Origin of the sequence: Mesorhizobium sp. PAMC28654 (assembly GCF_020616515.1) — a bacterium.
In the GTDB taxonomy this organism is placed as follows: domain Bacteria; phylum Pseudomonadota; class Alphaproteobacteria; order Rhizobiales; family Rhizobiaceae; genus Mesorhizobium.
Genome location: NZ_CP085135.1, coordinates 6,048,041 through 6,074,810 on the forward strand (window position 1 = coordinate 6,048,041; position 26,770 = coordinate 6,074,810).

Below are 26,770 nucleotides of genomic sequence, written 5' to 3' on the forward strand. Positions count from 1 at the left end.
CGCCGCGATTGCCTCGCGAAAAAATGACCGCGTATATGTCTACAACCTGCAAAAGACCGAGAAACCGTACGTTTCCGACATTTTGGCTAGGCAAATCATCAGAATGGGCGTATTTCCGGTTGCAAGAGCGACCCGTTTTTGCGGACCGGCCTCTCGACATCGTGGGATGGAGAGCGGTGTGGACAATACCGACCTGCGCGACCTTCTTGAATTTACGCATACCCAGTTGAACACGATTCGCAAGGCTGTCGCGACAAGCGGGCATGCCAGGGCGATGTTCAGTATCGATTGCCTGGTTGGCGCCGCCGCCGAACAGGCGAAATGCAAACTTGCCGGCCTGAATTGCGGCGACATGCCGATGGGCCGTCGTATTGACGTAGTCGATGACGGTGTGGTGGCGCCGGGCAAGCTTGTGTCAGGCAGGGCAGGGCAGGGTGTTTCACCACGGCCAAGGCGGTCCCCTTGAGCCTGTTCACAAGACTTCGCGCCAGCAGCGTTTCGGCAAGTGTGATCCCCTATAAATTCGTGCTTTTGGAATCCGGCATTCCCAAAGCGGACAGGCCCGATGAGAATGTCAAAGCCTTCGTCGCCGAAAGGGCGGGCTTCAAGGCGGTGAAGGGCTGGCTGATCCTCCATGGCGCCATTCTCGACAAGCATGTCGTCATCGAGCAGGTCAGGACGGGAGCCCGCTTTGACGTGACGCCGCTGATGGTTTCAGCCCCCTTCTTCGAGCATCCAGGCCCCGTTGAGGAATTCGAGGGATTGTGCGGGCAGATCAGCCTGCCTTACTGGCCGGGTCCGACCGCGATTGTTCGGGCTCCGGCTGAGATCGATCCCACAGCGGCGGCTCCGGTAGAGTCCGAAAAAGAACCAGGAGAGTGACAGGGCCGGTGGCTAAGTCCGTCTTCCTGTTTGATGGATTTGACGGACTTGCCGCTGAACGATAGCATCCCAACCATGAGCAAGACTCTTGCAGTTTCAATCACCTCTACGACCACCGCGCAGCGGTGGGTGTTAGACGCATGAACTGAGCTTGTTCATTTGCTGACAACCAACCCGCCGGAGACGAGCGGGTTTTTTTGTGCCCGGTTTCCCCGCATTCGAGGACGAAGTCGTGGACAATAATGGAAAGCGCATTCTTGCAAATCGTGCGTTGGCCGTTGCCAATGAGTGTCTTGCTACCCGCTTCGCAGGCGCTGGTTTGGACTTGCTTCGGTAAAGTGGAGAGCGGGTTGCTCATTCGGCGGCGTTTCGCTCGAACTGCATCGGGCTGATGTAGTCGAGCGCGGAATGCCGCCGGATGGGATTGTAGAAGCCGTCGATATATCGGGCAATGGCGGCTTGGGCATCGGCGCGGGTAAGGAAAGAGGTGCGCCAGATCAGTTCAGTTTTCAGCGTCTTGAAGAATGTTTCGACCATGGCGTTATCAAAGCAATTGCCCTTGCCTGACATTGAGATGATGACGCCGGCGGCACGCAATTCGGCTTGGTAGTCGATAGAACAATATTGGCTGCCGCGGTCGGAGTGGTGAATGAGGCCGGGTTCCGGCTGCCGCATGACGAACGCCTTGTTGAGCGCTGCCAGAGCCAGGCTGCGGTGTAGCCGGTTGCCAGCAGCCCAGCCAACGACCTTGCGGGCAAACAGATCGATGACGACAGCAAGGTACAACCAGCCCTCCCGCGTCCAGATGTAGGAGATGTCGGCACCCCATTTCTGGTTGGGACCAGTGGCGGCAAAATCCTGGTCGATGACATTGGGGGCAACCGGAAAGGCGTGTTCGCTGTCCGTCGTGCGCTTGAACCGCCGCTTCTGTCTTGCCTGGAGGCCATTCTCCCGCATCAGACGCGCCGTTCGTCGCCGGCCAATGGCAAAGCCATTGTCTTGCAGTTCCCGCGTCATGCGCGGGCTACCATAGGTTCCGTTCGACAGCGCGAACGACGATCGCACATGCGCCAGCATTATCATGTCGTCGCGCTGCCGGCGGCACGCCGGCCGGCGCCCCCAGGCAAAGTAGCCGCTCGGGCTGACACCCAGCGTCGCGCACAAACGGTCCACAGGGAAATCCTTCTTCGCCTGGTCGATGAGCGCGAACCTCACCGACTTCCCTCCTTGACGAAAAAAGCCGTCGCCCGTTTCAAGATATCCCGCTCCTGCCGAAGGATTTCATTCTCCCGCCGCAGCCGTTTCAATTCAGCGGCGACATCAGCATCAGGCGGACGCCCAGGATCGCCCATCTCACGATCCAGCTGCCGACCCATCCATCGCGTCAGCGTCGAGAAACCAACACCAAGATCCTCCGCGATCTGCCGCTTCGTCCGACCGCTCGTTCGCACAAGGCCAACCGCCTCCGCCTTGAACGCATCCGTAAACTGTCTCTGTTTCGTCATCGAGGTCGCCTTTCATCAGAAGGAAACTCTCCACTTTTTCGGGGCAAGTCCAGTTTTGCCTATGTGGCAGGTTCACTCATGCGTGGGGAAGGCACTGAGTTTTCGGATATCGATCTGGTGGTGGTCTTTCCGTCCTTGGAAAGAGCCTGGCGAGAATCGTTCGTGCAGGACGGCTTTCCGATCGAAGCATTCGTCCATGATCCGCGGACGCTGGCCTATTTCCTTCGTCACGACGCGCACAGCGGATATCCAATCATGGTGGATATGGTGGCGACCGGCGACATAGTTGGATCGGACAAGGACAAGGCGCGCTCAATTCAGACAGAGGCGACGAAGGTCCTGATGGAAGGGCCAAAACCTCTTGCAGGCCAGAACCACGATATCTTGCGGTACCAGGTAACCGATCTCGCCGACGATCTGCGTGGCGAGCGTCCGCCTGAGGAAATCGCGGCCATTGCAGTGCAGCTCTATCAAAAACTGGCCGACCTCATTCTATCGGGGCGTGGCGCGTGGTGCGGCAGAGGAAAATGGATACCAAGACTGCTGAAGAGGCTCGATGCTGAACTGGCAACCGAATTTGAAGTCGCCTTCAGGCTCGCGGTGCAAGGCGATGGAGCCAGATTTCTGGCCTTGGCCGATAAGGAGCTTGCCTTGCATGGCGGCCGCTATTTCGAGGGCTATAGACAGGAGGCCCCACTTGAGGCGCGCCGCGTCGAATAGAAACGAGGACATATTGGTGAAGCATGATTTGAGGTCATGCTTGCCTAGTTGGTCACCTGTTCGCCATCAAACGATACTTCCTGGCCCTCGCCGACGGCGACCGTGCGGTGAAGGTTCAGCTTCTTGCCGCTGAATGTCAGAATAATTTCTTGCTGTTCGCCAAACCCAAGGACGGGTGCGTCGATCACGAAGGTCTCCTCGTTCAGCCACGTCCCCTTGGCCTCGGTGATGTGGCCAATGCCGGGGTCGGAGGCTTTCGGCGCCCCTTTGCGATAGAACCCATAGAGCCCCATCGGCTGGCTGTACTTCACGGAGGAGCCGACCGGATAGCGCGAAGCGAATTCAACTTCAAAATGCGGATGAGTGTCGGTTAGATCGAGGGCAAACGACTTTAGTCCGAATTCGTTGTCGGGGAATTTGTAGGTCTTTCCCGAGATCGCGGAAGCGATGCCGGGCGTTGGGCCGACGGGCGTCGACTTTTCGACCGCGGCGTCCTTGATCGCGCTGGCAAGCTGCCCGAGGGCGTTCGGGTTCGGTGGCAGCACCGACCCGGACTTGACCGCGCCGGAAACAGCATCGATCAGGGTATTATACCGGACCTGCTTCCTGGCGGTGGTCACCACGACGACATCCAGATCGGGAAACACCACGATCAACTGGCCGTTCTTGCCGTTCATCATGTAAACGTGCCTGTCGGGAAACACCCAGATAAAGTTGGAATAGCTCTCGTTAGGGTCATCCGACGCGTGCACATTCACGAGCGTATGGTTCAAAACATCCGCCCAGCCCTGCGGAAGCAGCTGCTTTCCCTCCCATTCGCCATGGTGCAAATACAAATAACCGAGCTTCGCCATGTCGCGCGGCAGCAGATACAGCATGCCGTGTCCCATCGTGAGACCTTGGGGATCGCGGTCCCAGTGCCAATCAACAATGCCCAAGGGATCAAAGAGCTTTTCCCTCGCATAATCCTCGGCGAGCTTTCCGGTCAGCCTGGTGATAACAGCCGATACCAGATCCGGGTTGCCGTTGCTGTAATTGAAGATCTGTCCCGGTGGATGCGACATGGGACGATCGAGAATGAATTGGGTCCAATCGGAGCTCCGTGCCAGATCGAACATGGACTGCTGCCTGCCGCCCTCAAATCCCTGATCCCAATCGAACCCGGGAGTCATGTCCAGAAGGTTCTGGACCGTGATGGCTTTCTTTCGGTCATCGACATTTGCAATGTGGCGATCGGTGAAGAAATCCAGCATGGGATGATCGAGACGGTCGAGCAGGCCGTCCTTGTAGACCATCCCGAGAAGGGTGCCGGTAACAGCCTTGGTTGCAGAGAACATGTTGTGCGGGATGTCAGCCGTGTAGGGAGCGTAGGAGGCCTCCGTGACAATGCGTCCATGGCTCACGACGAGCAGACTGTCGAAGCCGTGGCTTGCGCCATAGTCGACAAGCTTGGCCAGCGCCGACGAATCCATGCCTTGCTCTTCCGGCGTGGATGCCAGCCATTCCTTGGTTGGCCATGGTGATTGATCGGGGTCGTCGGCGCGCGCCGGTCCGAGGCAAAGGCAGGTCAGCAGGGCACATAAGCTCAACACCGCGCCCCAAACGAAGCGCTTCTTCACTGGCATGCGCATGCTGGTCTCCGTGCTAGGACGACCCACCCCGCGGGAAGATATAGCATGCGCGGATCGCCACGGAAGCGAAGCCGACCCGGATTTTGAGCCGCGCCGGGTCCGGCCGACGGGGGTCACGCCTGGGCGGCGCCGATGTCTCCGATCAGCCTGGCATATTCCGCTTCCGCCTCGCCATAGCTGCCATTGGCCAGCTCGATGAGCCCGGCGCGGTCGCGGATGATGACCTCGCCCCGGCGGGAGCGGATGAGCGAGCGGCCTTCGAGCAGCTGCAGGGTGATGGTGACGCCAGGCCGTCTCACGCCAAGCATGCTGGCGAGGAATTCATGCGTGATGGCCATGCGTTCGTCTGGCAGCCTGTCGTCGCACATGAGCAGCCAGCGGGCCAGGCGCTCCTCTAGCTTCAGCTGGGCATTGGCGAGCGCGGTGCAGCCGGTCTGGGTCTGCATGTAGTTGACGAAGCGCAGCAAATAGAGGCGCAAGGTCGGGCTTGCCGCCAGCGCGGCGTTGAAATGGGTGGCATCGATGCGGATGGCTTCGCCTTCGAACAGCATCGAGCATGCATGCGCGGCACGGTCGTCCCCCATCACCAGCGACGCCCCGGTCATGCCTTCGAAGCCAATGAAACCCACCTCGGCGCCATGTCCGCTCGCGGTCCTGGCAATCACGGCGGCGATGCCGTGTTCCATGAAATGGACGGCTTCGATCGGCGTGTCGGGGGTGACGAGCATGGCCCGCAACGGCAGGCCGCGACGCGTCATATAGGGTTGGATCAGCGCCAGATCGTCTGGCATCATCCGCCGCAACAGCTCGTTCCGATACGGTCGAGGATCAGACATGGCGCGGCCCGACAGGGGGCACGAGCCGTCCAACCTCCGCCATGCCCGGGGCAACGCGTTGGCACTTTCCAGCATATGGGGAATGGAAACAGAAAGACTCAAGAATGCGGCATTGAATTCGATTCACGGCGACCCCCATCGCCCGAATACGAAAAGATCGATCTCAACGTTAGTGTTGGAATCGTACCAACCCCCATTGGTATAAAAGCGACATAGTTCTGAGCCAAAGGCGTGTTAAGTTAGCCGGCTTACGAGATGACTTCGCCGTGGTTGCGGATAGCCGTTCGCGACCACGATGCTTGCCGCTCAGGCCCGGGTTTGTCGGCCTGCCGCTGGCCCCCGCAGTGGCCTCGAAAGCTTGCGGTCACAATCGCGGCATCGCGCTATTTCAGGATTCCCTGATGTGCTAGAGCAAAATCCGAGCGGATAGAATCGATAGGGGTTTCGTTGGGATTGGAAATCTGATTCAGCATATCTGCTGGATTCGGAGGCCGGCATGGCATGGCGAAATCCTTATCGGAAGATTTGCGGGCTCGGGTGGTCGCAGCGGTTGATGGCGGCCTGTCGCGACGGGCGGCAGCGGCGCGATTTGGCGTGGCGGCGGCAAGCTCGGTGCGTTGGGTCCGGGAATGGCGCGAGACCGGAGCCACCTGCGCAAAGCCGCAGGGCGGCGACAGGCGGTCCCACCGCGTTGAAGCGTATCGCGACATCATCCTGGCGGCGATCGAGAGGCGGGTGGACATCACGCTGGTCGAACTCGCCGAGTTGCTGCGACAGGAGCATGGCGCGTCGTTTGCGACGAGCACGATCTGGCGGTTTCTCGATCGTCACTCCATGACCTTCAAAAAAAACGGCGCACGCCAGCGAGCAGGAGCGGCCAGACGTGGCGGCGCGACGAAACGCCTGGTTCGACGCCCAGCCCGATCTTGATCCCGAGCATCTGGTCTTCATCGACGAGACCGGAGCCTCGACAAAGATGGCTCGACTGCGGGGGCGCACGAAGCGCGGGATGCGGTGCCGATCGCCAATCCCGCATGGCCATTGGAAGACGACGACGTTCACCGGCGCCCTGCGCCTCACTGGCATGACCGCGCCAATGGTCCTGGACGGCCCGATGACTGGCGAATGGTTTGTCGCCTATGTCGAGCAGGTTCTCGTGCCGACGCTGCGGCCCGACGATGTCGTGATCCTCGACAACCTGCCGGCGCACAAAAGCGCAGCCGCCCGTGTGGCGATCGAAGCAACCGGCGCAAGGATGATGTTCCTCCCGCCCTATTCCCCCGACTTCAACCCGATCGAGAACGCCTTTTCCAAGCTGAAATCGATTCTACGCAAAGCCGCCGCACGAACCGTCGCGGAATTGTGGGATACCATCAGCGCCGCACTGCCTTGCTTCACACCAACCGAGTGCGCCAACTACTTCGCCGCAACAGGATATGAGCCGGAATGATCAGATTCTGCTCTATCGCGGCGTCAATGTGGGAGCCTATCGCCAGCGCGCCGCCGGACCGGCTTGTACAAGTGGCCATGATCAGCTCCGGCAAGCTGACACCCTTGCGCTTTCCTTGCCGGCTTTCCGGGACCGGCTGGGTGCATGCCGTGACCGACGAGCCGATCGGCGTCGAGCCGACGCACTGGCGCGAATGGCATATACGCATGGTGATCCGCGACGATTGAGCACCCCCGGCGGATGGTTCCCGTCAGCCGGCCGTGATCGCCGCCGCGATGGCGCGGGCCTGCAGCCGCGCATTGGCGAAGCAGCCGCGGATGCTCGGCCGCATGCCGGTGAACCACAGGCCGGGCAGGCGCTGATCGTTGCCGGCGCCGTTGAAAAGCGGATACCCCTTGGCGTCGAGCACGCCGAGCTTGCCGACCATCTGTTCGAGCCCCGTGCGGTAGCCCGTGGCGGCGATGACGATGTCGGGGCGGATCCGCTGGCCATTGGCGAGGATCACGCCGTCGCGGGTGAACTGGCCGATCTCCGGCAGCACCTCGATCTTGCCGGCCTTGATGGCGTCGACAGCGCCGTCGTCGGATGCAATCGCCACATAGTCGCCGGCCAGGCGGCTGGCGCCGCCGACGCAGGCGGCCGGCAGATTGAACCGCGTCAGGTCGCCGAAGGCCATGCGTTGGGCCATCCGCAACAGCGTGTCCGCCAGCCGCACCGGCAGGCGCGCGATATAGGGCGACATCAGGTGAACCGGGATGTTGAAGAGGCGCTTGGGCAGCAGCGTCGGGCCGTGCCGCGCGGACAGCCAGATGGCTGATGTGTCGACGCGGGCCAGATGATTGAGCACGTCGAAGCCCGAATTGCCGGCGCCGACCACCAGGACCTTCTTGCCCGCGTAGTCGCCGGCATCGCCGAAATCGGCCGAATGTATGATCTGGCCGGGAAACTCCGCCATGCCTTTCCATTTTGGAATGCAAGGGGTGCGGTCGCGCCCGGTGGCGATGATGACATGGGCGGCGGTCCGCGTCCCCATGTTGGTGGCGATCGTCCAATGGCTGCCGGTGAAGGCGATCTCGTCGATGCAGACGCCAAATTCGATCGGCAGCCGGTGATGGCTGCGGAACTGGTCGAGGTGATCGACGACCACGGATTTGTCCGGAAAGGCCGGGGTGCCCGCTGGGTAGTCGAGGCCGGGCAAGCTCGAAAGCGAGCGATGCGTGTTCAGATGCAGGTCATGGTGCCGTCGCCGCCACGGCTCGCCGATGCGGTCTTCCTTCTCCAGAAGCCGTACGTGCAGACCCGCCTTGATCAGGGCATGGGTGGCGGCAAGGCCGGCCGCGCCGGCACCGATCACGATGACTCCGTCGAAGATCCTGGTTCCATGCATGGCTGGGTGCCTCGGCAACAAAAACAAATCCGCGCTTGACCACCCAACCACATCAAGCACGAACCGCCGGCGAACACCGGTCGAGCCGCTGATATATTTACTTTGTGGCGACAGCCCAGATAATGGCCGGCGCTCCCAGTACACATTCCTGTTACCGTTCAGTCGCGGATGGCCCGCGCCGCCTTCCGCAGCAGTTCGAACGCGCCGAAGCGCTTGTCGTGAAGCGCCTTCAGTGGCCCGCCGGCCGGACGGTAGATCTCGCCCATGGTGGCCATGCCGGTCATCGCCGATATCAGGTCGGGATAGCGTCCCGCCGCCACCGCGCCGAGCATGGCCGATCCGAGCAGCACCGGTTCGGGCGAGGTGGAACTCGCCACCGTCAGTCCTGTCGTGTCGGCGAGAAGCTGGCGGACCAGTTCGCTCTGCGCGGCACCGCCCGAGACCACGATGGTGTCGATGGCCAGTCCCTTGCCTGCCATGGCCGCCATGATCTGGCGCACGCCATAGCCGAGGCCGCAGAGGCCGGCGACATAGAGCGCGACGAGGCTGTCAGGCGAGGTGTCCATGCCGAGCCCGGCGATCAGGCCCTTGGCCTCGGGATCGGCGAAGGGCGAGCGGTTGCCGAGGAATTCGGGGACGACATGCAGGCCGTCGGCAAGGCGTACGGCCTCGGAAAGGTCGGGGGAGCGTTCGGCTGCCTGGCGAGCAAGCCAGGCCGCGAGGCTGATGCCCTGTGCCTTGGCCCGTGCGGAGGCCTCGGTCGATGCCGGATGGAAGGAGATGAGATGATCGATCGCCGCGCCCGCCGCCGACTGGCCGCCTTCGCTGAGCCACAGTCCGGGCACCATCGAGGAGAAATAGGGGCCCCAGACACCGGGCACGAATGCCGGCTCGCTGGTGCTGGCCATGGTGCAGGCGGAGGTGCCGAAGACATAGGCCATGCGCGACTGCAGGGTGCCGGTGTCGCCGCCGGCCTTGGGGGCCTTGCCGCCGACTGTACCAACGCCGCCGGCATGGGCGTCGATCAGCCCAGCGGCGACAGCCGTTCCCCGCCGCAGGCCGAAATCAGCGGCGGCGGCCTCGGTCAGGCCTTGGGCCAACGCCGTGCCGCCGGCGACGATCTCGGTGCCGATGCGGGCAAAGCCTTCGTCGGCGAGTTCGCCGAGCCCGATGGCGCGGAAATAGGCCTCGTCCCAGCGGCTTTCATGCGCGAGGTAGGTCCATTTGCAGGTGACGGTGCAGATAGAGCGCGCCGTGCTGCCGGTCGCTCGCCATGTCAGATAGTCGGGAAGGTCGAAGAAATACTGCGCCCTGGCAAAGCTGTCGGGCATGTTTTCCTTCAGCCACAGCAGTTTCGGCGTCTCCATCTCCGGCGAGATCGCGCCGCCGACATAGTCGAGTACAGCGTATTTGCCGGCATTGATGCGTCGTGTCTGGTCGAGCGAGCGATGGTCCATCCAGACGATGATGTTGCGCTGGCTGTCGCCGGACGCACCGACGGGCAGGGGAACGCCGTTCTGCCCGATCACGACCAGCGAGCAGGTCGCGTCGAAGCCGATGCCGGCAACATCGCTGGCATCGACACCGGACGCCGTCACAGCCTCGCGGACGCTGGCCGAGACCGCGCGCCAGATGTCCTCGCTCGACTGCTCGGCGATCTCGCCGGGTTCGAGGAACAGGGCGATGTCACGCTTGGCCGAGGCCAGCATCGTTCCTTCGCTGTCAAACACACCGGCCCGGGCGCTGCCTGTGCCGACGTCGACGCCGATGTAGTGGGGCATGGTTCAGGCTCCGCCGAGGGGAGTAAGGGGGTAGGGCAGTAGGGATCAGGGGAGTAAGGCAGTGACGACCTGTTCAGCTCACATACTGCCTTACTGCCCTATTCCCCTACTGCCCTAAAGATCGTTGCTCTGTGGCAGGATCACCAGGTCGCGGATGGTGATGTTGCGTGGCCGCGTCAGCATGAACATCACGGCTTCGGCGACCTCGACGGGCTGCATCAGGCCGCCGGCGGCGAGTTCCGCCTCCAGCTTGTCCTTCGGCCAGTCGCTGATCAGCGCGGTCACCACCGGTCCGGGCGCCACCGCGCCGACGCGCAGGCCGTGTTTGGCGACCTGGCGGCGCACCGTGTGGACGAAGGCCTGCACGGCATGCTTGGAGGCGGTGTAGATCGGCTCCCAGACGACGGGAACGAGCCCGGCGATCGAACTGGTGACGATGATATCACCGGTCTTGCGTTCGATCATGTGCGGCAGCACCGCGTGGATGGAACGGAACACCGAGTTGATGTTGAGATTCAGCATCCGGTCCCATGCATCTGGATCGCCATCGACAATCTGGCCGCCGACATAGGCGCCGGCATTGGCGTGGAAGATGTCGAGCTGGCCGGCCTTGTCCAGTATTTGCGGCATCATGGTCGCGACGCTGGCTGGCTTCATCAGGTCGACCACCACGGGAATGGCGTTCGGCCCGAGTTCGGCGCAGATGGTTTTCAGCGCGTCCTCGGCACGGTCGACCAGCGCCACGCGGACGCCCGCCGCGATCAGATGTTTCGCGCATTCGAGGCCGATGCCCGATGCGGCGCCTGTGATCGCCGCCACCTTGCCTGTTAGATCCTGAGCCATGTTGGTCCTCGTGTGTTTGTTGTTGAGCATGATCCCGAGAAACCGGTTTCCCGTTTCGGGATCATGCTCTTGGGGGTGTCAGGCGCGGCCGTGGGAAACCCGCGAACGGCGTGCCAGGGAGTCGACGATGACAGCGATCGCCAGGACGGCGCCGGTGATCATGTAGCGAAGCGACGACGACAGATCGAGCAAGGTCAGCCCGCTGGCGATCGACTGGATGACGATGATGCCGAGCAGGGCGGAATAGGCGCTGCCGCGCCCGCCAAACAGGCTGGTGCCGCCGATGACGGCCGCCGCGATCGCGTTGAGGTTGACGTCGCCGGTGCCGGCCTGCTGGCTGGCCGAGGCAAGGCGGGCCGCCGACAGCACGCCGCCAAGGGCCGCGAAGGTGGAGCAGGCGGCAAAGGCGCTGAGATAGATCAGCCGAACCTTGATGCCGGCGCGCCGCGCCGCTTCGCGATTGCCGCCGACGGCGGTCATCGAGCGGCCCCATTTGGTGCGGGTGAGCGCGTAGTTCATCGCCACGACCAGGCCGACGAACAGGCCGAACATCCACGGAATGCCGCGCGCCTGGTTGAGGTAGCCGACGATGAGTTCCAGCACCAGCGTGATGGCGACGACGCGCACGATGAGGCCGCTAAGCGACGGCGCCGACAGGTTGACCGCGCGACGGCGGCTGATGGTGCGCAGCCCGGTGATGAGCATGACGATGCCGGGCAGGGCCGCCAGGCCGTAGGAGACCCAGTGGGGCATGACCATGAGCTGGCCGAAATTCACCAGGTTCGAGCCATAGGGCAGGTTGATCGAGCCGGAGGAGCCGAGGATGTAGAGCTGCATGCCGAGCACCGCCAGCAGGCCGGCCAGCGTCGAGACGAAGCTTGGCATGCCCAGCCGGTTGAACAGCATCGCGTAGAGGCAGCCGATGGCCGCACCGAAGGCGAGGGCGGCGAGGATGGCGAGCGCCACCGGCCAGCCCTGGTTGACCCACAGCGTGCCGACGAGAGCCGAGGCAAAGCCGCTGATCGAGCCGACCGATAGGTCGATCTCGCCGACCATCAGCACGCAGACGATGCCGAGCGCGATGACGCCGACCGTCGAGCAGTCGAACAGCAGGTTGACGAGGTTGCTGGACGAGACGAACACCGGGTTGAGGCTGGTGAACACGGTCCAGATGATGACGAGGCCGACGACGACGGGCAGCGAGCCGAGATCGCCGGAGCGCACGCGGTCGAGGAAGGCGCTGAGCGCGCCACCAACACCCGCCTCATGCTTGACGCGGACGTCGCTACGGTCGAGCGCCGTCGAAGCCGATGTGTCGTGCTTGATCTCCGAGCTCATGGCCGTTGCTCCTGGTTTTGCTGCGCCTGATTTTGCTGGGTTTGCCGGCGCTCGGCGCGGCGTGAGACAGCATTGTTCGAGGCGCCGGTGATGGCGCTGACCAGTTCCTGGTTGGAGGCGTCGGGAGCGAAGACGCCGTTGTTGCGGCCAAGCCGCAGCACGACGATGCGGTCGGCGACGGCGCGGACATCCTCCATATTGTGGCTGATCATCAGCACGCCGAGGCCGCGTTCACGCACCCGGTCGATGAGGTTCAACACTTCCGCCGTCTGGGCGACGCCAAGGGCGGCGGTCGGCTCGTCGAGCAGGATGAGCTTTGGTTCGAGCAGCAGCGAGCGGGCGATGGCGACGGTCTGGCGCTGGCCGCCCGACAGCGAGGCGACCACTTCGCGAACGCTGGGAATACGCGCCGACAATTCGTTGAGCAGCGTCCAGGCGCGGATTTCCATCGCCACCTCGTCCAGCCGCAGCGGATTCAACTCCTTGCCGAGGAAGATGTTGGCGACGACGTCGAGGTTCTCGCACAGCGCCAGGTCCTGGAAGACGGTGGCGATGCCCAACGTCAGCGCCGCGCTCGGGTCGGGCATGGTAACGGGCTTGCCGCGAAAATTGATGGCGCCGGAGCTTGGCTGATGGACGCCGGCAAGGATCTTCACCAGTGTCGACTTGCCGGCGCCATTGTCGCCGACCAGCGCCACGACTTCGCCGGCATGCACGTCGAGATCGATGTCGGTCAGCGCGGAGACGGCGCCGAAATTCTTCGAGATACCACGCAGGCTGAGCACCAGTTCGCCGGTCGAAACCGGTCTGTCGGCGATGTCGGTCATGGGGGGCAAACCTTTCCGGAGGGCCGGTCAAGAGTGGGTGTCCGGCCGCGAAAGCGGCCAGACACGGGGAGAACTCCCTTAGTTGATGATGCCGAGCTTCTTGCAGCCCTCGACATAGCGGTCGACGCAGAGCTCGGCGGCCGTGTTGATCTTCTTGTCGATGATCTCGGCCTTGAGGTTTTCCTGCGTCACAACAGCCGGCGTGAATAGCTGCGAGGGGGTGTCGTACAAGGTCATCTCGGCCTTAGGCGTCTCGCCCGACAGGAGCTTGATGACGACGTTGGCGGCGGCGGCGGCGACGATCTCGCTCGGCTTGGAGATGGTGTTGTACTGGTCGCCGGCGATGATCAGCTGTAGGGCCGCGATCGTGGCGTCATTGCCGGTGACCGGCGGCACAGGATCGACACCGGCCGCCTTGAAGGCGGCGATGGCGCCGCCGCCAGTGCCGTCATTGGCGGCGACGACGCCGAGGATCTTGGTCGAGAAGCGGGTGATCTGGCCGCTCGCCCATTGCTGCGCCTTCGGCGGCGCCCATTCCGGCGTGTCGTATTCGGCCAGGATCGGATAGCCGCTGTTGTCCAGGCCTTCATGGATGCCCTTCTTGATCAGGCCGGCGGCCGCGTCGGTCGGCGAACCGTTGATCTGCAGCAGGCCGCCGCTGGCGGGGTCGACCTTGTTGGCCTTCAGATGCGCGATCAGCGAATCCGCGATGGCCTTGCCGATGCCCTCGTTGTTGAAGGAGACGTAGAAATCGGCGGGCGCGGTCGGGATCGGCCGGTCATACGCGATGACCTTGATGCCCTGGCTTTGCGCCAGCTTGACCAGCGAGGCGGCGGCCGTCGAGTCGACGGGGTCGAGCACGATCGCCTTGGCGCCTTGCGAGATGACCGAGTTGAACTGCTGCTGCTGGCGCGAGATATCGGCATCGGCGTTCTGGTAGAGCACCTTGCAGCCAGGGCAGAGTTTTTTCATCTCGGCGGCAAAGCCCGGGTAGTCGTGCTGCTCGTAGCGGGTCGAGGCCTGGTCGGGCATCAGGAAGGCGACCGTGGCATCGGTAACGGGGGCGGCGAAAGCGGTGCCGGCAAGGAGAGAAAGTGCGAGCGCTGCCGCACTGGTCGATTTCCAGGCAAATGTGGTCATTCGAATATCTCCGGTTGAAGAAAAAAGTTTCTCGAAAACCTGAGCGCGGCATGGCGCTGCAGGCCTTGACTGCAAGTGGAACTGCTGCGAGGAATTTGATCAGCGACATCAGGATGATTGTCCTCGATCATCCTTCAGCGCGTGCCCGCATCCTCCTGATATTGCTGGATTTCAGGACAAGCGATCTCCAGCACGGGGCGCCTCCAACGCACCCGCGTCATGCCTTCCAGACTGTGATTGGGCTCCTCCCGTTCCTCCCTTTTAGGCGGCGATGTCCGCGTTTATGTTTTCCAGCAAGGTCCTGAAGCGCGATGGCGACATGCCCTTCTGCGACAGGAACTGGCGGTTGAAATTCGAGATGTTGTTGTAGCCGGCGGCGAAGCAGATCTCGGTGATCGACGTCTGCGCCTCGCTCATGAGAAGCTGGCAGGCGAGGTTGATGCGCAGCCGGTTGACATATTGCACCAGAGCCATGCCGGTATGGCGGCGGAAGCTGCGCGAGAAGGCGCTGGGCGTGCGCCCAGCGATTTCGGCGAGGTCGCTTTCGCTGAACGGCTCGGTCAGATGGGCATTGATGTAGGCGAGCGCCTGGTTGATGCCGGCCGACATGAAGCCGGAGGGATCGGGAAGATAGCTGGAACTGGTCAGCGTGCGGACATCGGTGGCGCGGCTCAGGATGTCGAGCACGCCCATGAACAGCGAGAGACGGCGCACGCCTTGCGCCTCGACCAGTTCGGCGAGCAGGGGCGCCGCGAGCTCGGCCGTGGCCGACGAGAACAGAGCGCCGCGACGGCTGGTTTCAAGAATGCCAGCGCAGGCGGCAAGTTCGGGCAGGGCGGCGGTCGAGTCCGCGATGAATTCTTCGGAAAACTGGACGACGCGGCCGCGCAGCGGCACGGTCTCGCCGGCCGGCACGTCGCTCACCCAATTGTGCGGCAGGTTGGGGCCGGTGAGCACCAGATTGCCCGGCTCGAACTCGCCGATGAAGTCGCCGACAAAATAGTGGCCGGTGGTGGCGACGACTAGGTGCAGTTCATATTCGGGGTGGAAGTGCCAGCGCACGGTGCGGAACGGATAGCCGTGGGCCCAAGCCTTGAACGACTCTCCACGTCTGATGGCGACGACTTCCAGGTCCGGATTCATCTTCGTTCCTCCCGGCGCGGGCCCGGTCTTGTGACCAGTTGCCGAACCTCATTCCCGCGGGACGCGTTTGCCGCTCTCCGCAGTGGTTAAAGCTTAGGCGGCAATTGAAGCAGCCGCCACCACGGTCTGTCCACCTGACCGATACTTTTTTGACATTTTGATACTCGCCATCTCCCTTTGCAGGTGGGTGGCGGGCCCGCCGACCGACCGGGCAGGGGCGATTTCGCATAGTACCTTGGGGTTATGGTCGCGCCGCGCCGGCTAAGTCATGTTTTGCATCAACTTCAAGAAATGCCACCGGAGGCCAGCGTCACAGCCAGTTTCCGGAAAAAGCATCGAGCACATCTTTCCGGAGGCGGAACAATGCAAGACACTGTCAAACTCGACCGCACGCTCGGACTTTGGTCCGTCGTGCTCTTCGGCCTGGCCTACATGACGCCGATGATCGTCTTCGGCACCTTTGGCGCGCTGGCGGCGGCAAGCCAGGGAACGACCGCCATGGCTTATCTCATAGCTGCTGCCGCCATCCTGCTCACCGCAATCAGCTACGGCGTCATGGCGCGCGTCTATCCGGTCGCCGGCTCGGCCTACACCTATGCGCGCCGGTCGATCAGCCCCAGCATCGGCTTCCTCGTCGGCTGGGCGGTGCTGCTCGACTATTTCTTCTTGCCGATGGTGATCTGGCTGATTGGTGCCGCATATCTCGCCTCGGCCTTCCCCGCTGTTCCGACCTGGGTGTGGATCGTCAGCTTCATCGCGGTGACGACCGTGGTCAATGTCGTCGGCATCGCCTTCGCCAACCGCGTCAACTTCATCCTCATGCTGGTGCAACTCGGCGTGCTAGCCGCCTTCCTGTTCCTGGCCGCCCGCTATGTGGTGGCGCTGAACGGCCCCGGCGGCCTCGTCTCGGTCACCCCCTTCTTCAAGAGCGGCGTGCCGTTCTCGGCCTCTGTGGCGGGTGCGGCCATCGCCGCCTATTCCTTCCTTGGCTTTGACGCCGTGTCGACGCTGACCGAGGAGACCAGGGACGCCAAGCGCACCATGCCGAAGGCGATCATGATCATCGCGCTGGCCGGCGGTGTGATCTTCATCGCCTCGGCCTATGTCACGCAGCTTGCCCATCCCGGCATGGATTTCGTTTCGGTCGACGCCGCCGCCACCGAAATCGCCAAGGCGATCGGCGGCGACCTGTTCGTCACCATCTTCCTGGCGACGCTGGTCGTGGCGCAGTTCACCTCGGGTCTTGCAGCACAAGCCAGTGTCGGCCGGCTGCTCTACGCCATGGGGCGCGACACGGTGCTGCCGGTCTCGTTCTTCGGCAATCTGCACCCGAAATGGCACACGCCGATCCTCAACCTGATCCTTGTCGGCGTGGTCGGGCTTGCGGCGCTGACGATGGACGTCACCACCTCGACCTCGTTCATCAACTTCGGCGCCTTCCTCGCCTTCACCGCCGTCAATGTCTCGGTGATCGCGCTCTATCTGAAACGCGACCAGCAGGTGCGTCCGCTCGGCGTGCTGATCGGGCTGATCATCCCAGCGCTGGCGGCGGTCTGCGACCTCTTCCTGCTGTGGAACCTCGATGGGAACGCCAAGGTGCTCGGCCTCGTCTGGCTGGCGGTCGGCATTGTCTATCTCGGCTACCTGACCAGCTTCTTCAAGGTTGCGCCGCCGGAGATGGATTTCGCCGAGTAAGGCGAGGGCGGCGGCCTCTCACGGTGAGTCAGGCCGCCGCTCTATCTCGTTGTTCGGGAATCGGAAAACCGGGTCCCGTTCGGGGTCCGATACAATCACCATGAACGACCGAGTGTGCCCATTGCGGACCTTCCGGATCAAGTCATACCTTGTTGCTCGATAGGAAGCGCATGGAGTGGGAGCTGACATGCCTGATCGATGGATTGAAACCTTCGAAGGTGAGCGATGGCTTCAGCTATACGACCTCTACAGCAAAGAGTGGTGGACTGCAGGACGGGGCTTTGAGGATGTGGTCAAAATGGTCGAGCATTCCGATTTGGCAATCGGCCTTTGCTCGGATGACCGGCTGATTGCATTTGCACGAGTGCTGACGGACTACACATTCAAAGCACTGATCTTCGATGTCATCGTGCACGCCGATTTTCGAGGTAGGAATCTTGGACGGGATATCGTCACGCGGATCGTTGACCACGAGAGCTTGGCGCGCGTGCGTAGCTTTGAACTCTATTGCCCCGACACTCTTGTTCCATTCTACGGAAAGCTAGGCTTCTCAAAAGGAACGGCGAATCTTCTGTTCCGAGAACGATAACGCGCTGTCCGCATCCCACTAGGCTAAAAACAGCCGGAACAGTTCGGCCTGGCTGGATATTGCGAGCTTCGAATAGATCTGCCGGCGATGGACTTTGACCGTGTTGGGCGACAGCGACAGGACGGCGGCGAGCGAGAGGTTGGAATGTCCCTTGAGGACCAGCGTGACGATTTCAAGCTCGCGGCGGGTCAGCAGCGGGTGCTCGATCCTCACTGCCGGGGCCGCGTTCTTGATGTCGAGCGAGAGGCCGGGGACATGAAACCAGTGCCGCGCCGCCAGCGCGCAGACAATGGGTGCGGCGGATCTCAGCCGCTCCAGCTCATCCCCGGCAAACAGCGGCGCCGCACCGGTTCGCGACAGCGACAGGACGCCGGCAAAGCCGTTCTCCAGCTTCAGCACGAAACCGATCTCGTCGCCGATTTCGGTCGTGGCGTAATGCCGCCGATAATATTCGGTCTGCAGGAAATCGTCGGGCGCCAGCTCCCGCATGACGATCATGCGCTCGGCTCCGTCACCGCGGACCGCGTCGTAGAAGGGGTCCAGCACATAGGCGCCGGCAAGATAGCGGTCGACGATGATCGAGCGCTCGGCGACGATCTTCTCATTGTAGAGGTCGAAGGCGCGTCCATCAGGCGAATAGACGAAGCCGTTCATCATCTGGAAGGGCGTCAGCAGGCGAAGCGCGGCTGCCAGCGCATCGGGAAAGCCGCGCGCGCCGATGGCGGAAGCCGCGGCGCCAAGGCCGGCATTCCAGGCATCGAAGGACGGATGCGGGCCAGGCTGTCTCTCTGCGGACTTCATGGAAACGGCAGGCCCTCTCTTCCGGCTTTGGCGAGATTGTGCAGGTCCGGCATCCCCGGGCAAGCACGCTTTCCGTTTCCTTCTGAAAACCCGGCATCAAACCACCTCTGGAGACCCGAGCCATGACCCATCCGCTGGACCTCAACGCCAACGCGATCGCCGATGGTGTCCGATCCGGCGCCTTCAGCGCGCAGACGGTGGTTGAAGAGTCCATCCGCCGCGCCAGGGCGGTCGACGAGAGGCTCAACGCCTTTGCCGTCATCCGCGAGGAGCAGGCGATGGAAGCAGCCCGCCGGGCCGACCGGGCCGTGGCGCGCGGCGAGGTCACCGGGCCGCTGCACGGCGTGCCGTTCGCGGCCAAGGACTTGACGCCGACCGCCGGCGATGTGACGACGCTGGGGTCATGGACAAGGGGAGACTGGGTGCCGACGGAGACGGCGCTATGCATCCGCCGCCTGGAAGCGGCCGGCGCCATCCTGATCGGCAAGACGACGACGCCGGAATTCGCGTTCTCCTCCTTCACCAACAGCCCGCGCTGGGGCGTGACCCGCAACCCATGGAACCCGGAGCGCACCAGCGGCGGCTCCTCCGGAGGCGCCGGCGTGGCGGTGGCGACGGGCGTGGTGCCGTTCGCTGAGGGGACGGACATGGGCGGTTCGGTGCGCATTCCCGCCGCCTTCTGCGGCGTCGTCGGGCTGAAACCCAGCCTCGGCCGCATCCCGATGACCATCCTGCCCAGCGTGTTCGACAACATTTCGCATTTCGGACCGCTGGCGCGCAGCGTCGGCGACGCCATCGCCTTCATGGAAGCGACGGCGGGCGGCAGCGACGAGGACATCGGCTCGCTGCCGATCGGGTTTGACGGCTCAGCGGCGCGGGCGGGTGAGTTGGAAGGCAAGCGTTTCGCGCTGTCGCTGGACCTCGGCTACTACCAGATCCAGCCTCGGGTCGAAGCCGTTATCCGGCACGCCGTGGCCGAGATGCGGCGGGCAGGGGCTGTTGTCGACGAGGTGCCGATGGGCTGGACGCGCGCCGTCAACGACGAGTGGTTCGATCTCTGGTGCGTCTTCATGTCGGCCTTCTTCGGCGGGGAGATCGCCGCCCATCGCCACCATATGGACCCATCGGTGGTCTCGATGATCGAACGCGGGCTGGCGATGAACGCGACCGCCTACAAACGGGTCGAATTGCTGCGCACGTCGATGTGGCGCGACATGGCAAAACTCTACGAGCGCTATGATGCGCTGCTGTGCCCGACCTGCGCCATATCAGCGCCGCCGGTGACCGAGACCGACGACGACTATGTGGCGACGTTGCCCAATGGCCGTTTCAAGGGGCTGGACCTCACCTGTCCCTTCAACATGCTGCCGCAACTGCCGGCGCTGTCGCTGCCCGCCGGCTTCGCGGCGGACGGTCTGCCGGTCGGCCTGCAGATCGTCGGCCGGCGTTTTGCCGACGAACAGGTGCTGTCGATGGCCGCGGCCGTCGAGGCGCGGCTGGCCGTCGCCGGCCTCAGCACGCCGTCGTCGGCTGCTCGCGACGAAGCAGCGATCAGGCTGATATCAACCCGCTGAGCGCCTTGTTGAAGGGGCGGTCCGGAAACAGGGTGCGCATGGTCAATTCCGGGTCGAGATGCAGGCTCTCGGCGGCGACGGTGGCGATCAGCGCGTCGAGGTCCAGGGTGGGGGCGAGGTCGCGGCCTTCATAGAGCGCCTTCGCCGAAAGCCCCGGCCAGTCGGACAGGATGCGGCCGCCCTTGACGGCCCCGCCCACCACCATGGCGGCCGACGCCGTGCCATGGTCGGTGCCTTGCGTGCCATTGGCGGCGGCGGTGCGGCCGAATTCGGTGGCCACGAACACCGTGGTCTGGTTCCAGTTGTCGCCAAGGCCGTCGCGCAGCGCGCCGATCAGCGCATCGAGGCCGCGCAGCTGGTTGCCCAGCCGTCCAGCCTGGGCGCTGTGCGTGTCCCAGCCATTGGTTTCGATCATGGCGATGCGCGGACCGTCGGCGCGGCCAAGGAAGGTCGCCGCCGTGCGGCCGACATCCTGCGGGCTCTGGCCGGCCTTCTGCTGGTCGGCAAGGCCGCGCGCTTGCATCGCCTCGCTCCACAGCGCGTGCAATTGCGGGTCGGCATCATAGAGCGTGCTGACGCGCGTCAGGAGATCGTCGTCGGCGTCCTTGAGGTTGGAGGGCGCGTAGGAGGTGACCTCGGCGCTGCCGCGCAAGGCTAGCGGGATGGTCGGGGCGAAGGCGATGGCGTCGCCCCTGGATTTGGGCATCAGCGACACCAGCCGGTTCAGCCAGCCATCCTTGAGCTGGTAGGGATTGACGCCGCCGGTTTCCAGCACGTTCTGGCCGTCGAAATGCGAACGGTCGCGGTAGGGTGAGGCGACGGCCTGAACGAACAGCGCCTGCTTGGCCGAATACATCTTGGCAAGCTCGGCCAGCGAGGAATGCAGCGCGAAAGTGCCGTCGAGCTTCAGCGCCGTGGCTGGATCGATGGCGAGGTCGCCGCGCAATCCGGCATAGGCCGGATCGGCGTAGGGCACGACCGTGTTCAGCCCGTCGGCGGCGCCGCGCTGGATGATGAAGACGAACCGCCGCTCTGTCGCGACATTGGCGAAGACGATGTGCGGGGCAAGCAAAAGCGATCCGGCGCCGGCGGCGGCGAAGCGGAGGAACTGGCGGCGGTGGATCATGGTCTTACCTCCGTTGGAAGTCGGGAGAGACGATCAGGAGCGCGAGGCCGGTGCGCAGGGACTCCGCCCGGCCGACTTCGGTAGACGTCATGTTGCTGATATCGGGCAGGATGCGGGGCGCGAGTTGGCGCGGATCGAGATCGAGCTTCCTGGTCAGCCGCTGCGCAACCTCGACCCGGCGCACCAGCGCGTCGGGCGCCGCCCAGCTGGCGGCGATGTCGTCATAGCCGGCGGGCGAGCGCGGCCGCCACACCGGCTGTCCTAACTGGTTCAGCATCGGCGCCACAGGCATGTCGGCGACAGTCGTGATGCCAAGCCCGCGCAAGGCCGAAACCGTCCATTCCCACGGAGTCTTGAACTTCACTTGCTGCGGCGTCCATGCCGCCTTGAGATCAATCAGCGTGTGATAGACCGTCGGCAGGTCGCCGCGCGAGGAGACGAAGGCGGCCTGCAAGGCGGCAACCGCTTCATCGGGCGGATCGTCCGCAATGAAGTGGCGGGCAAGCTTGGTCGCCAGATGCAGCGCGGTGGCGTTGGACGAGGCGAGATCGTGCAGCACCGCGCGCGCCTGGCCTTCGCCCTGTTGCTGATAGGTCTTGCCGATGATGGTTTTCGGGCCGGGCTCGTGCAGGGGCGGGCGGAACTTGAAGCCGGCGGTCTCGTCGCCTTCCGTCTTGACGTTGAGCCCGCCGATGCTCCAGCCGCTCAGCGCCAGTGCGAACTGGGTCACGTCGCCTTGCGTGTAGCCGGTGCGAACGCCCAGCGTGTGCAGTTCCATGATCTCGCGGGCGAGGTTCTCGTTGATGCCGATCTTGCGCTTGTTGCCATTGCGCTCGACGCGATCGGCCAGCTTGCTGTTCGGCCCGGCCGAACGCACCTGGTCGAGGAAGAACAGCATCGCCGGATGGCGTTCGACAGCCATCAGCATGTCCTCGAAGCGGCCCAGCACATGCGGCCGGATCGCCTCGCGCTCGAAGGCGCCGGCCAGGATCGTCACCTGCGGCTTGTCGGCGGATACGGCGAAATGGTTCGACCAGAAATAGACGAGCCGCTCCAGGAACGGGGTGGGGGTGGTCAGTGCCGAGGCGACGCGCATGGCGACTTCGGCGCGGTAGAGCTCCTGGCCCTTCTGGCGCAGCGCCTTCATCGCCGCCGCCTTGGCGTCGGCATCGTCGTCCTTTGCGTCAGCCTTCAGGTCGGCGCGATCTTCCCGATATTGCGATGCGATCTTGGCGGAGGTGTCGGCCGAGGCGAAGGCGGCCGGCGCCATCTCATAGTGGTCCATCTGGCTGAGCAGCCACTGCCGGGGATCGGCCGGTGCTGTGTCATCGGCCCGCGCACCCAGCCCGAAGCGATTGAGCGCGATGGCCTGGTCGGCATTAGGGGGAGTGGCCATATGTGCAGTCCCTGCAAGGTTGGCTTGTTGCAAGGTTGAACGGCTGATGGCGGCCGATCCGTCGCTGCGGGCCGAATTTAGTTGGGATCGCGGCCTGATTGGCTACGCCGTCTCCCGCAGGATCACGGTTGGTTCCATCAGCACCATGCGGCGCGGATGCGTGGGGTCGTCCAGAAAATCGATGAGCGCTCCGATCGCCAGGTAGCCGGCCTCGGAAATACGCCGTTCGATCGTCGACAGGGGGCGTACGAGCAGCGGTGCGATGTAGATGTTGTCGAAGCCCATCACCGCGCAATCCTCGGGAACGCTCAAGCCCCGTTCGCGCAGCGCTACCGTCGCGCCCATCGCCAGCATGTCGCTCATGCAGCACATGGCGGAGAAGCTGGTGCGGTCGAGCAGCGTGCGTGTCGCCATCAGTCCAAACCGATGATTGAAGGCACCGCACTCGATCAGGTCGGGATCGACCGGCAGCCCGGCCGCGCGATGCGCCCGCTCGAATCCGGCCCGCCTGATCTTGGTGTTGGAGGCCAGCGGATTGCCGCTGACAAAGGCGATGCGGCTGTGTCCGTTGGCGATCAGATGGCTCGCTGACAGGAACGCGCCCGTCTCGTAATCCGTGTCGATGCGCGCGGCGAGGCAATCGAGGTCGGGAACTTCCCGGTCCATCGACACCAGGGGGATATGAAGTCTTTCCAGAAGTTGCGCATCCGGGATCAGGTCGCTGGCGGCGAGTACGATGCCATCGACGCCGTGGCTGGCGAGGAAGGTCAGGTGCGACGTCTCTTTTTCGGGATCGCTGTCGGAATTGCACAGGATTGTCGAATAGCCGCGCTCGCGCGCGGCCTCGTCGCAGGCGCGGACCAGTTCGGTGAAATAGGCGTTGAGGATATCAGGCACGATGATGCCGATGACGCGCGAACTGCGGGTGATCAGCGAGCGGGCGATCGAGTTGGGCGTGTAGTTGAGTTCCTTGACCAGGGCCCGGATCTTTTCCCGGGTCTCCTCGCTGATGAACTGGTCTTTCCGGTTGAGGACCTTTGAAACCGTCGCGGTCGATACACCGGCCCGCCGGGCAATATCCTTGATCGTCGTTGCCACATTCCCTCGCCACTTCGACCAGCGACAGCCCTGTCTCCAGCCGCCATCGCAACGCCGGCCCGCGATTAGCACGGATACCGATTCCGACAAACAGGTCGTGCGATCGACAGCCTTCGCCGCTCGATTGACAACCGCCACATTAGCATCTAGGTAAACGTTTACCTACGCAAGTTCTTCTTCGTTCTACACGTCGGAAGGCTTCCGTTGGTTGCCAGGCACATCCGGGGAGGGTCGGGTGTGCCTTGAGGGTTTTATGGCTTTTCGAGACGGCGCTTGCCTGCATCGAAGGGATTTCTGAATGCGACAAACGCTTGAGCCGGGCGCTGTCGGCGAGGAGGCTAACGGATTGCGACCATCACCCGTAACCAAGCTGTCGATCGAGAAACTCAATGTCAATTTCGGGTCGGTGACCGCCTTGAGCGATGTCAGCCTTGACATCGCCGACGGCGAATTCGTCTGCATCCTCGGCGCCTCCGGCTGCGGCAAGAGCACGCTGTTCAATGTCGTGTCGGGACTGCTGCAGGCGACCTCCGGCAAGATCGTGCTCGACGGCCAGGACGTCAGCAGCCGTCCCGGCCAGGTCGGCTACATGCTGCAGAAGGACCTGATGCTGCCCTGGCGCACGGTGCTGGGCAACATCACGCTCGCCGCGTCATTGACGCGCGGCGCCACGGCCAGGGACCAGGAACAGGCAGCCGAACTGGCAACGCGTTACGGCCTGGGCGATTTTCTCAACCACTATCCGCACGCTCTGTCCGGCGGCATGCGCCAGCGCGTCGCCATGATGCGCACGATCGCCGCGGGACGGCAGGTGATGCTGCTGGACGAGCCGTTCGGCGCGCTCGACGCGCAGACGCGGCTTGGCATGCAGCAATGGCTGCTGCAGCTGTGGCGCGATCTCAACCGCACCATCCTGTTCGTCACCCATGATGTGGACGAGGCTATCTATCTCGCCGACCGCATCGTCGTGATGACGCCGCGTCCCGGCCGCATCGCTGAGATCCTCACCGTGGACCTGCCCAGGCCACGGCCGCTGGAAGTGCTGACGACCGACATTTTTGTCGGCCTGAAGCGGCAGATCATGCAGCACCTCTACCACTGATCCAGGGAAGGCCAGCGAAATGAACACACGGTTTGGAGCGGCGGCGGGGCCGTTCATGGTCTGGGTCGTGGCCATGGTGCTGATCCTGGCCTCCTGGCAAGTGCTGGTATGGGTCACCGGGCTGCCGCCCTATGTCATTCCGCCGCCCGCACTTGCTTTCTCGACGCTGTTCGACAACTGGCCACGGCTCTCCGTCCTGACCGGCCAGACGCTCTATGAAACCGCGATCGGTTACCTGCTCGGCGCGCTCATCGGCTTCTTGCTCGCCTTGGCGATGGGGCAGATCCGCGTCGTGCAGCGCCTCGTCATGCCCGCCCTGATCATCTCGCAGGCCGTGCCGATCGTCGCCATCGCGGCACCCCTGGTCATCGTCTTCGGCTTCGGCCTGACCCCCAAGCTGATCATCGTCGCCTGGATCGTGTTCTTCCCGGTCGTCGTCAACGTGCTGAACGGGCTGGCTTCGGTCGACCGTGACATGCTGAACCTGGCGCGCCTGATGGGCGGCGGCGGCTTGCGCACCTTCGCCATCGTCAAGCTTCCGGCGTGCATCGGCCCGCTGTTTTCCGGCCTGAAGATCGGCGCCACCTACGCGGTGACGGGCGCCGTCATCGGCGAATGGACCGCCTCGTCCAAGCAGGGCCTTGGCACTTATCTGCTCACCGCCAACGCCCAGATGAACACGGCCGGCGTCTACGCCGCCATGCTGCTGCTGACGGTGATCGGCGTCGGCTCGTTCCTGCTGGTGTTCGGGCTCGAGGTGCTGATGACGCCTTGGCGCTCGCGCTCCACCGCGCCCGCGTGGCTGCAGTGGAAGCCCGCACGGCCCGCGTGAGCCGGGCCACCAATCTGGAAATACCAACCAACGATAACAGGAGGAGTTAGTTGACATGACCTATACAAAGATGATCTCGGCAACCGTGGGCCTGCTTGCCCTGGGTGCCGCCTTTGGCGCCGCCCCGGCTGCCGCCGCCGACCTCACGACCGTCCGCTTCGTCTATGACTGGCCGAGCGCCGACTTCGAGCTGATCCCGACGCTCGTCGGCCAGCAGAAGGGCTTTTATGAAGCCGAGGGCCTCAAGGTCGATGTGATCTTCCCGCCGGACTCGCAGACGACCGCGCGGCTGCTCGCCGTCGGCCAGGCCGAGATCGGCTTCGAGGCCACCACGGACGTGGTGTTCGGCGCCTCGCAGGGCATCCCGATCACCTCGATCGGCCTCTACACCAAGAGCAACAATTGGGGCCTGTTCGGCCGCCCCGGCGAGCCGCTGTCGCTCGACAATCTGAAGGGCAAGTCGATCGCCATCTACACCGACTCCTGGACCAAGGCGATGATGCCGTTCGTGCTCAAGGCGGCCAAGCTGACCGAGGATGACGTCAAGCTGATCATCGCGCAGGATTCCGACACCAATCTGCTGCTCGCCGGCAAGATCGACATCGCCACCAACACCGAGAATTATCTGGTGCCGCAGGTGCAGGAGACCTTGAAGAAGGACCCGACCGCGCTTGTCGGCAAGGCTGCCGGCGCGCCCGACGTACCGGTGTGGACCTACACCGCGTCCACCGACTACCTGGCGGCTCACGGCGATGTCGCCAAGAAGTGGATGCGCGCCACCATCAAGGCGACCGAATGGGCCGCCGACCATCCGGAGGAAGCCGCCGAGATGTTCACCAAGGCTTACCCGGAAGGGGGCAGCCTTGCCTACAACGTCTCCGGCTGGAAGCTGACCGCCGCCCTGATGAAGGGCGACAACGGCTACATGATGCAGGAAGACAAGCACTGGCTGCCGATCGCCCAGGCGCTGAAGGACACCGACCAGATCAAGGAAGTCCTGCCGGCCTCGAAATACTACACCAACGAACTGCTGAAATAGGCGCGACATCGCCTCTCACGACAAGGGTCATCCCA

Annotated in this window: 25 protein-coding genes and 1 pseudogene; 11 read left to right on the forward strand and 15 right to left on the reverse strand. The window is 63.6% G+C overall.

All coding sequences use genetic code 11. The annotated features are described in order from the left end of the window. Positions 1 to 178 precede the first annotated feature (178 nt). Together LGH82_RS29885 and LGH82_RS29890 are read left to right on the forward strand one after the other, a co-directional pair. Positions 179 to 466: a hypothetical protein gene (locus LGH82_RS29885; protein WP_227346120.1), complete on the forward strand. Its 288-nt coding sequence runs from the start codon at positions 179 to 181 to the stop codon at positions 464 to 466. Further along, positions 463 to 882: a hypothetical protein gene (locus tag LGH82_RS29890; protein WP_227346121.1), complete on the forward strand. Its 420-nt coding sequence runs from the start codon at positions 463 to 465 to the stop codon at positions 880 to 882. Before LGH82_RS29885 ends, LGH82_RS29890 begins: the two co-directional genes overlap by 4 nt. Before the next feature lie 106 nt (positions 883 to 988). Here the strand turns inward: LGH82_RS29890 and LGH82_RS29895 are convergent, their stop codons facing one another. After that, positions 989 to 1,240, reverse strand: coding sequence for a hypothetical protein (locus LGH82_RS29895; RefSeq protein WP_227346122.1), 252 nt, complete (start codon positions 1,238 to 1,240; stop codon positions 989 to 991). Beyond that, positions 1,237 to 2,387 (reverse strand): IS3 family transposase gene (locus LGH82_RS29900; protein ID WP_413771365.1). Its coding sequence is split into 2 segments (ribosomal slippage): positions 1,237 to 2,123 and positions 2,123 to 2,387, totalling 1,152 coding nucleotides; the frame shifts between segments, so codons are not numbered across the junction. The genes LGH82_RS29895 and LGH82_RS29900 overlap by 4 nt, the downstream gene beginning before the upstream one ends. 48 nt (positions 2,388 to 2,435) lie before the next feature. Between LGH82_RS29900 and LGH82_RS29905 the strand changes: the two are divergent. Further along, positions 2,436 to 3,107 (forward strand): annotated as a pseudogene (locus LGH82_RS29905) (nucleotidyltransferase domain-containing protein); the annotation flags it as partial. A gap of 44 nt (positions 3,108 to 3,151) precedes the next feature. Here LGH82_RS29905 and LGH82_RS29910 read toward each other — a convergent pair. Together LGH82_RS29910 and LGH82_RS29915 are read right to left on the reverse strand one after the other, a co-directional pair. Beyond that, positions 3,152 to 4,738 carry a serine hydrolase domain-containing protein gene (locus tag LGH82_RS29910; RefSeq protein ID WP_227346123.1) on the reverse strand — a complete coding sequence of 529 codons (1,587 nt, stop codon included), beginning with the start codon at positions 4,736 to 4,738 and terminating at the stop codon, positions 3,152 to 3,154. Between the two features lie 113 nt (positions 4,739 to 4,851). Then, on the reverse strand, positions 4,852 to 5,532 hold the full coding sequence (locus LGH82_RS29915) for a Crp/Fnr family transcriptional regulator (RefSeq protein WP_413771407.1): 681 nt from the start codon (positions 5,530 to 5,532) through the stop codon (positions 4,852 to 4,854). 543 nt (positions 5,533 to 6,075) lie between these two features. On the opposite strand from LGH82_RS29915, the gene LGH82_RS29920 reads away from it, so the two are divergent. Both LGH82_RS29920 and LGH82_RS29925 read left to right on the forward strand, forming a co-directional pair. Beyond that, positions 6,076 to 7,024 (forward strand): IS630 family transposase gene (locus LGH82_RS29920; RefSeq protein WP_227343924.1). Its coding sequence is split into 2 segments (ribosomal slippage): positions 6,076 to 6,419 and positions 6,418 to 7,024, totalling 951 coding nucleotides; the frame shifts between segments, so codons are not numbered across the junction. Further along, positions 7,021 to 7,251, forward strand: coding sequence for a hypothetical protein (locus LGH82_RS29925; RefSeq protein WP_227346125.1), 231 nt, complete (start codon positions 7,021 to 7,023; stop codon positions 7,249 to 7,251). Before LGH82_RS29920 ends, LGH82_RS29925 begins: the two co-directional genes overlap by 4 nt. 23 nt (positions 7,252 to 7,274) lie before the next feature. Here the strand turns inward: LGH82_RS29925 and LGH82_RS29930 are convergent, their stop codons facing one another. The 7 genes from LGH82_RS29930 to LGH82_RS29960 all read right to left on the reverse strand — a co-directional run bounded on the left by LGH82_RS29930 (position 7,275) and on the right by LGH82_RS29960 (position 15,483). Further along, on the reverse strand, positions 7,275 to 8,411 hold the full coding sequence (locus LGH82_RS29930) for a flavin-containing monooxygenase (protein ID WP_227346126.1): 1,137 nt from the start codon (positions 8,409 to 8,411) through the stop codon (positions 7,275 to 7,277). A 158-nt stretch (positions 8,412 to 8,569) separates the two neighbouring features. After that, on the reverse strand, positions 8,570 to 10,192 hold the full coding sequence (locus LGH82_RS29935; RefSeq protein ID WP_227346127.1) for an FGGY-family carbohydrate kinase: 1,623 nt from the start codon (positions 10,190 to 10,192) through the stop codon (positions 8,570 to 8,572). Between the two features lie 114 nt (positions 10,193 to 10,306). Continuing rightward, entirely contained in the window at positions 10,307 to 11,035 is a 729-nt protein-coding gene (locus LGH82_RS29940) for an SDR family oxidoreductase (protein WP_227346128.1), read from the reverse strand. A gap of 78 nt (positions 11,036 to 11,113) precedes the next feature. Further along, positions 11,114 to 12,373 (reverse strand): sugar ABC transporter permease, encoded by a 1,260-nt coding sequence (locus LGH82_RS29945; protein ID WP_227346129.1) that lies wholly within the window; start codon positions 12,371 to 12,373, stop codon positions 11,114 to 11,116. Next, positions 12,370 to 13,200, reverse strand: a complete 831-nt coding sequence (locus LGH82_RS29950; RefSeq protein WP_227346130.1) for an ATP-binding cassette domain-containing protein — start codon at positions 13,198 to 13,200, stop codon at positions 12,370 to 12,372. The genes LGH82_RS29945 and LGH82_RS29950 overlap by 4 nt, the downstream gene beginning before the upstream one ends. A gap of 78 nt (positions 13,201 to 13,278) precedes the next feature. Continuing rightward, the gene (locus LGH82_RS29955) at positions 13,279 to 14,340 is read right to left on the reverse strand and encodes a sugar ABC transporter substrate-binding protein (RefSeq protein ID WP_227346131.1); all 1,062 of its coding nucleotides are present in this window, start codon (positions 14,338 to 14,340) and stop codon (positions 13,279 to 13,281) included. A gap of 261 nt (positions 14,341 to 14,601) precedes the next feature. Continuing rightward, positions 14,602 to 15,483: an AraC family transcriptional regulator gene (locus LGH82_RS29960; protein ID WP_227346132.1), complete on the reverse strand. Its 882-nt coding sequence runs from the start codon at positions 15,481 to 15,483 to the stop codon at positions 14,602 to 14,604. Positions 15,484 to 15,846: 363 nt separating this feature from the next. On the opposite strand from LGH82_RS29960, the gene LGH82_RS29965 reads away from it, so the two are divergent. Continuing rightward, positions 15,847 to 17,178 (forward strand): APC family permease, encoded by a 1,332-nt coding sequence (locus LGH82_RS29965; protein ID WP_227346133.1) that lies wholly within the window; start codon positions 15,847 to 15,849, stop codon positions 17,176 to 17,178. Between the two features lie 187 nt (positions 17,179 to 17,365). Next, positions 17,366 to 17,767 (forward strand): GNAT family N-acetyltransferase, encoded by a 402-nt coding sequence (locus LGH82_RS29970; protein WP_227346134.1) that lies wholly within the window; start codon positions 17,366 to 17,368, stop codon positions 17,765 to 17,767. Positions 17,768 to 17,785: 18 nt separating this feature from the next. On the opposite strand, the gene LGH82_RS29975 is transcribed toward LGH82_RS29970, so the two are convergent. Continuing rightward, on the reverse strand, positions 17,786 to 18,568 hold the full coding sequence (locus LGH82_RS29975) for a helix-turn-helix transcriptional regulator (RefSeq protein ID WP_227346135.1): 783 nt from the start codon (positions 18,566 to 18,568) through the stop codon (positions 17,786 to 17,788). A 122-nt stretch (positions 18,569 to 18,690) separates the two neighbouring features. Here LGH82_RS29975 and LGH82_RS29980 point away from each other — a divergent pair, with 122 nt between their 5' ends. Next, positions 18,691 to 20,142 (forward strand): amidase, encoded by a 1,452-nt coding sequence (locus LGH82_RS29980; protein ID WP_227346136.1) that lies wholly within the window; start codon positions 18,691 to 18,693, stop codon positions 20,140 to 20,142. On the opposite strand, the gene LGH82_RS29985 is transcribed toward LGH82_RS29980, so the two are convergent. The 3 genes from LGH82_RS29985 to LGH82_RS29995 form a co-directional block, all read right to left on the reverse strand. Beyond that, the gene (locus tag LGH82_RS29985; protein ID WP_227346137.1) at positions 20,120 to 21,268 is read right to left on the reverse strand and encodes a DUF1501 domain-containing protein; all 1,149 of its coding nucleotides are present in this window, start codon (positions 21,266 to 21,268) and stop codon (positions 20,120 to 20,122) included. The two genes, LGH82_RS29980 and LGH82_RS29985, sit on opposite strands and share 23 nt — an antisense overlap. 4 nt (positions 21,269 to 21,272) lie before the next feature. Continuing rightward, on the reverse strand, positions 21,273 to 22,664 hold the full coding sequence (locus tag LGH82_RS29990) for a DUF1800 domain-containing protein (protein ID WP_227346138.1): 1,392 nt from the start codon (positions 22,662 to 22,664) through the stop codon (positions 21,273 to 21,275). A gap of 102 nt (positions 22,665 to 22,766) precedes the next feature. Next, positions 22,767 to 23,762, reverse strand: coding sequence for a LacI family DNA-binding transcriptional regulator (locus LGH82_RS29995; RefSeq protein WP_227346139.1), 996 nt, complete (start codon positions 23,760 to 23,762; stop codon positions 22,767 to 22,769). Between the two features lie 298 nt (positions 23,763 to 24,060). On the opposite strand from LGH82_RS29995, the gene LGH82_RS30000 reads away from it, so the two are divergent. Genes LGH82_RS30000 through LGH82_RS30010 form a run of 3 tightly spaced genes read left to right on the forward strand, consistent with a single transcriptional unit; the run spans position 24,061 to position 26,735 of the window. Next, positions 24,061 to 24,864, forward strand: coding sequence for an ABC transporter ATP-binding protein (locus LGH82_RS30000; protein WP_227346140.1), 804 nt, complete (start codon positions 24,061 to 24,063; stop codon positions 24,862 to 24,864). Between the two features lie 19 nt (positions 24,865 to 24,883). Then, on the forward strand, positions 24,884 to 25,696 hold the full coding sequence (locus LGH82_RS30005; RefSeq protein ID WP_227346141.1) for an ABC transporter permease: 813 nt from the start codon (positions 24,884 to 24,886) through the stop codon (positions 25,694 to 25,696). A gap of 55 nt (positions 25,697 to 25,751) precedes the next feature. Next, positions 25,752 to 26,735 (forward strand): ABC transporter substrate-binding protein, encoded by a 984-nt coding sequence (locus tag LGH82_RS30010; RefSeq protein ID WP_227346142.1) that lies wholly within the window; start codon positions 25,752 to 25,754, stop codon positions 26,733 to 26,735. Positions 26,736 to 26,770 lie beyond the last annotated feature (35 nt).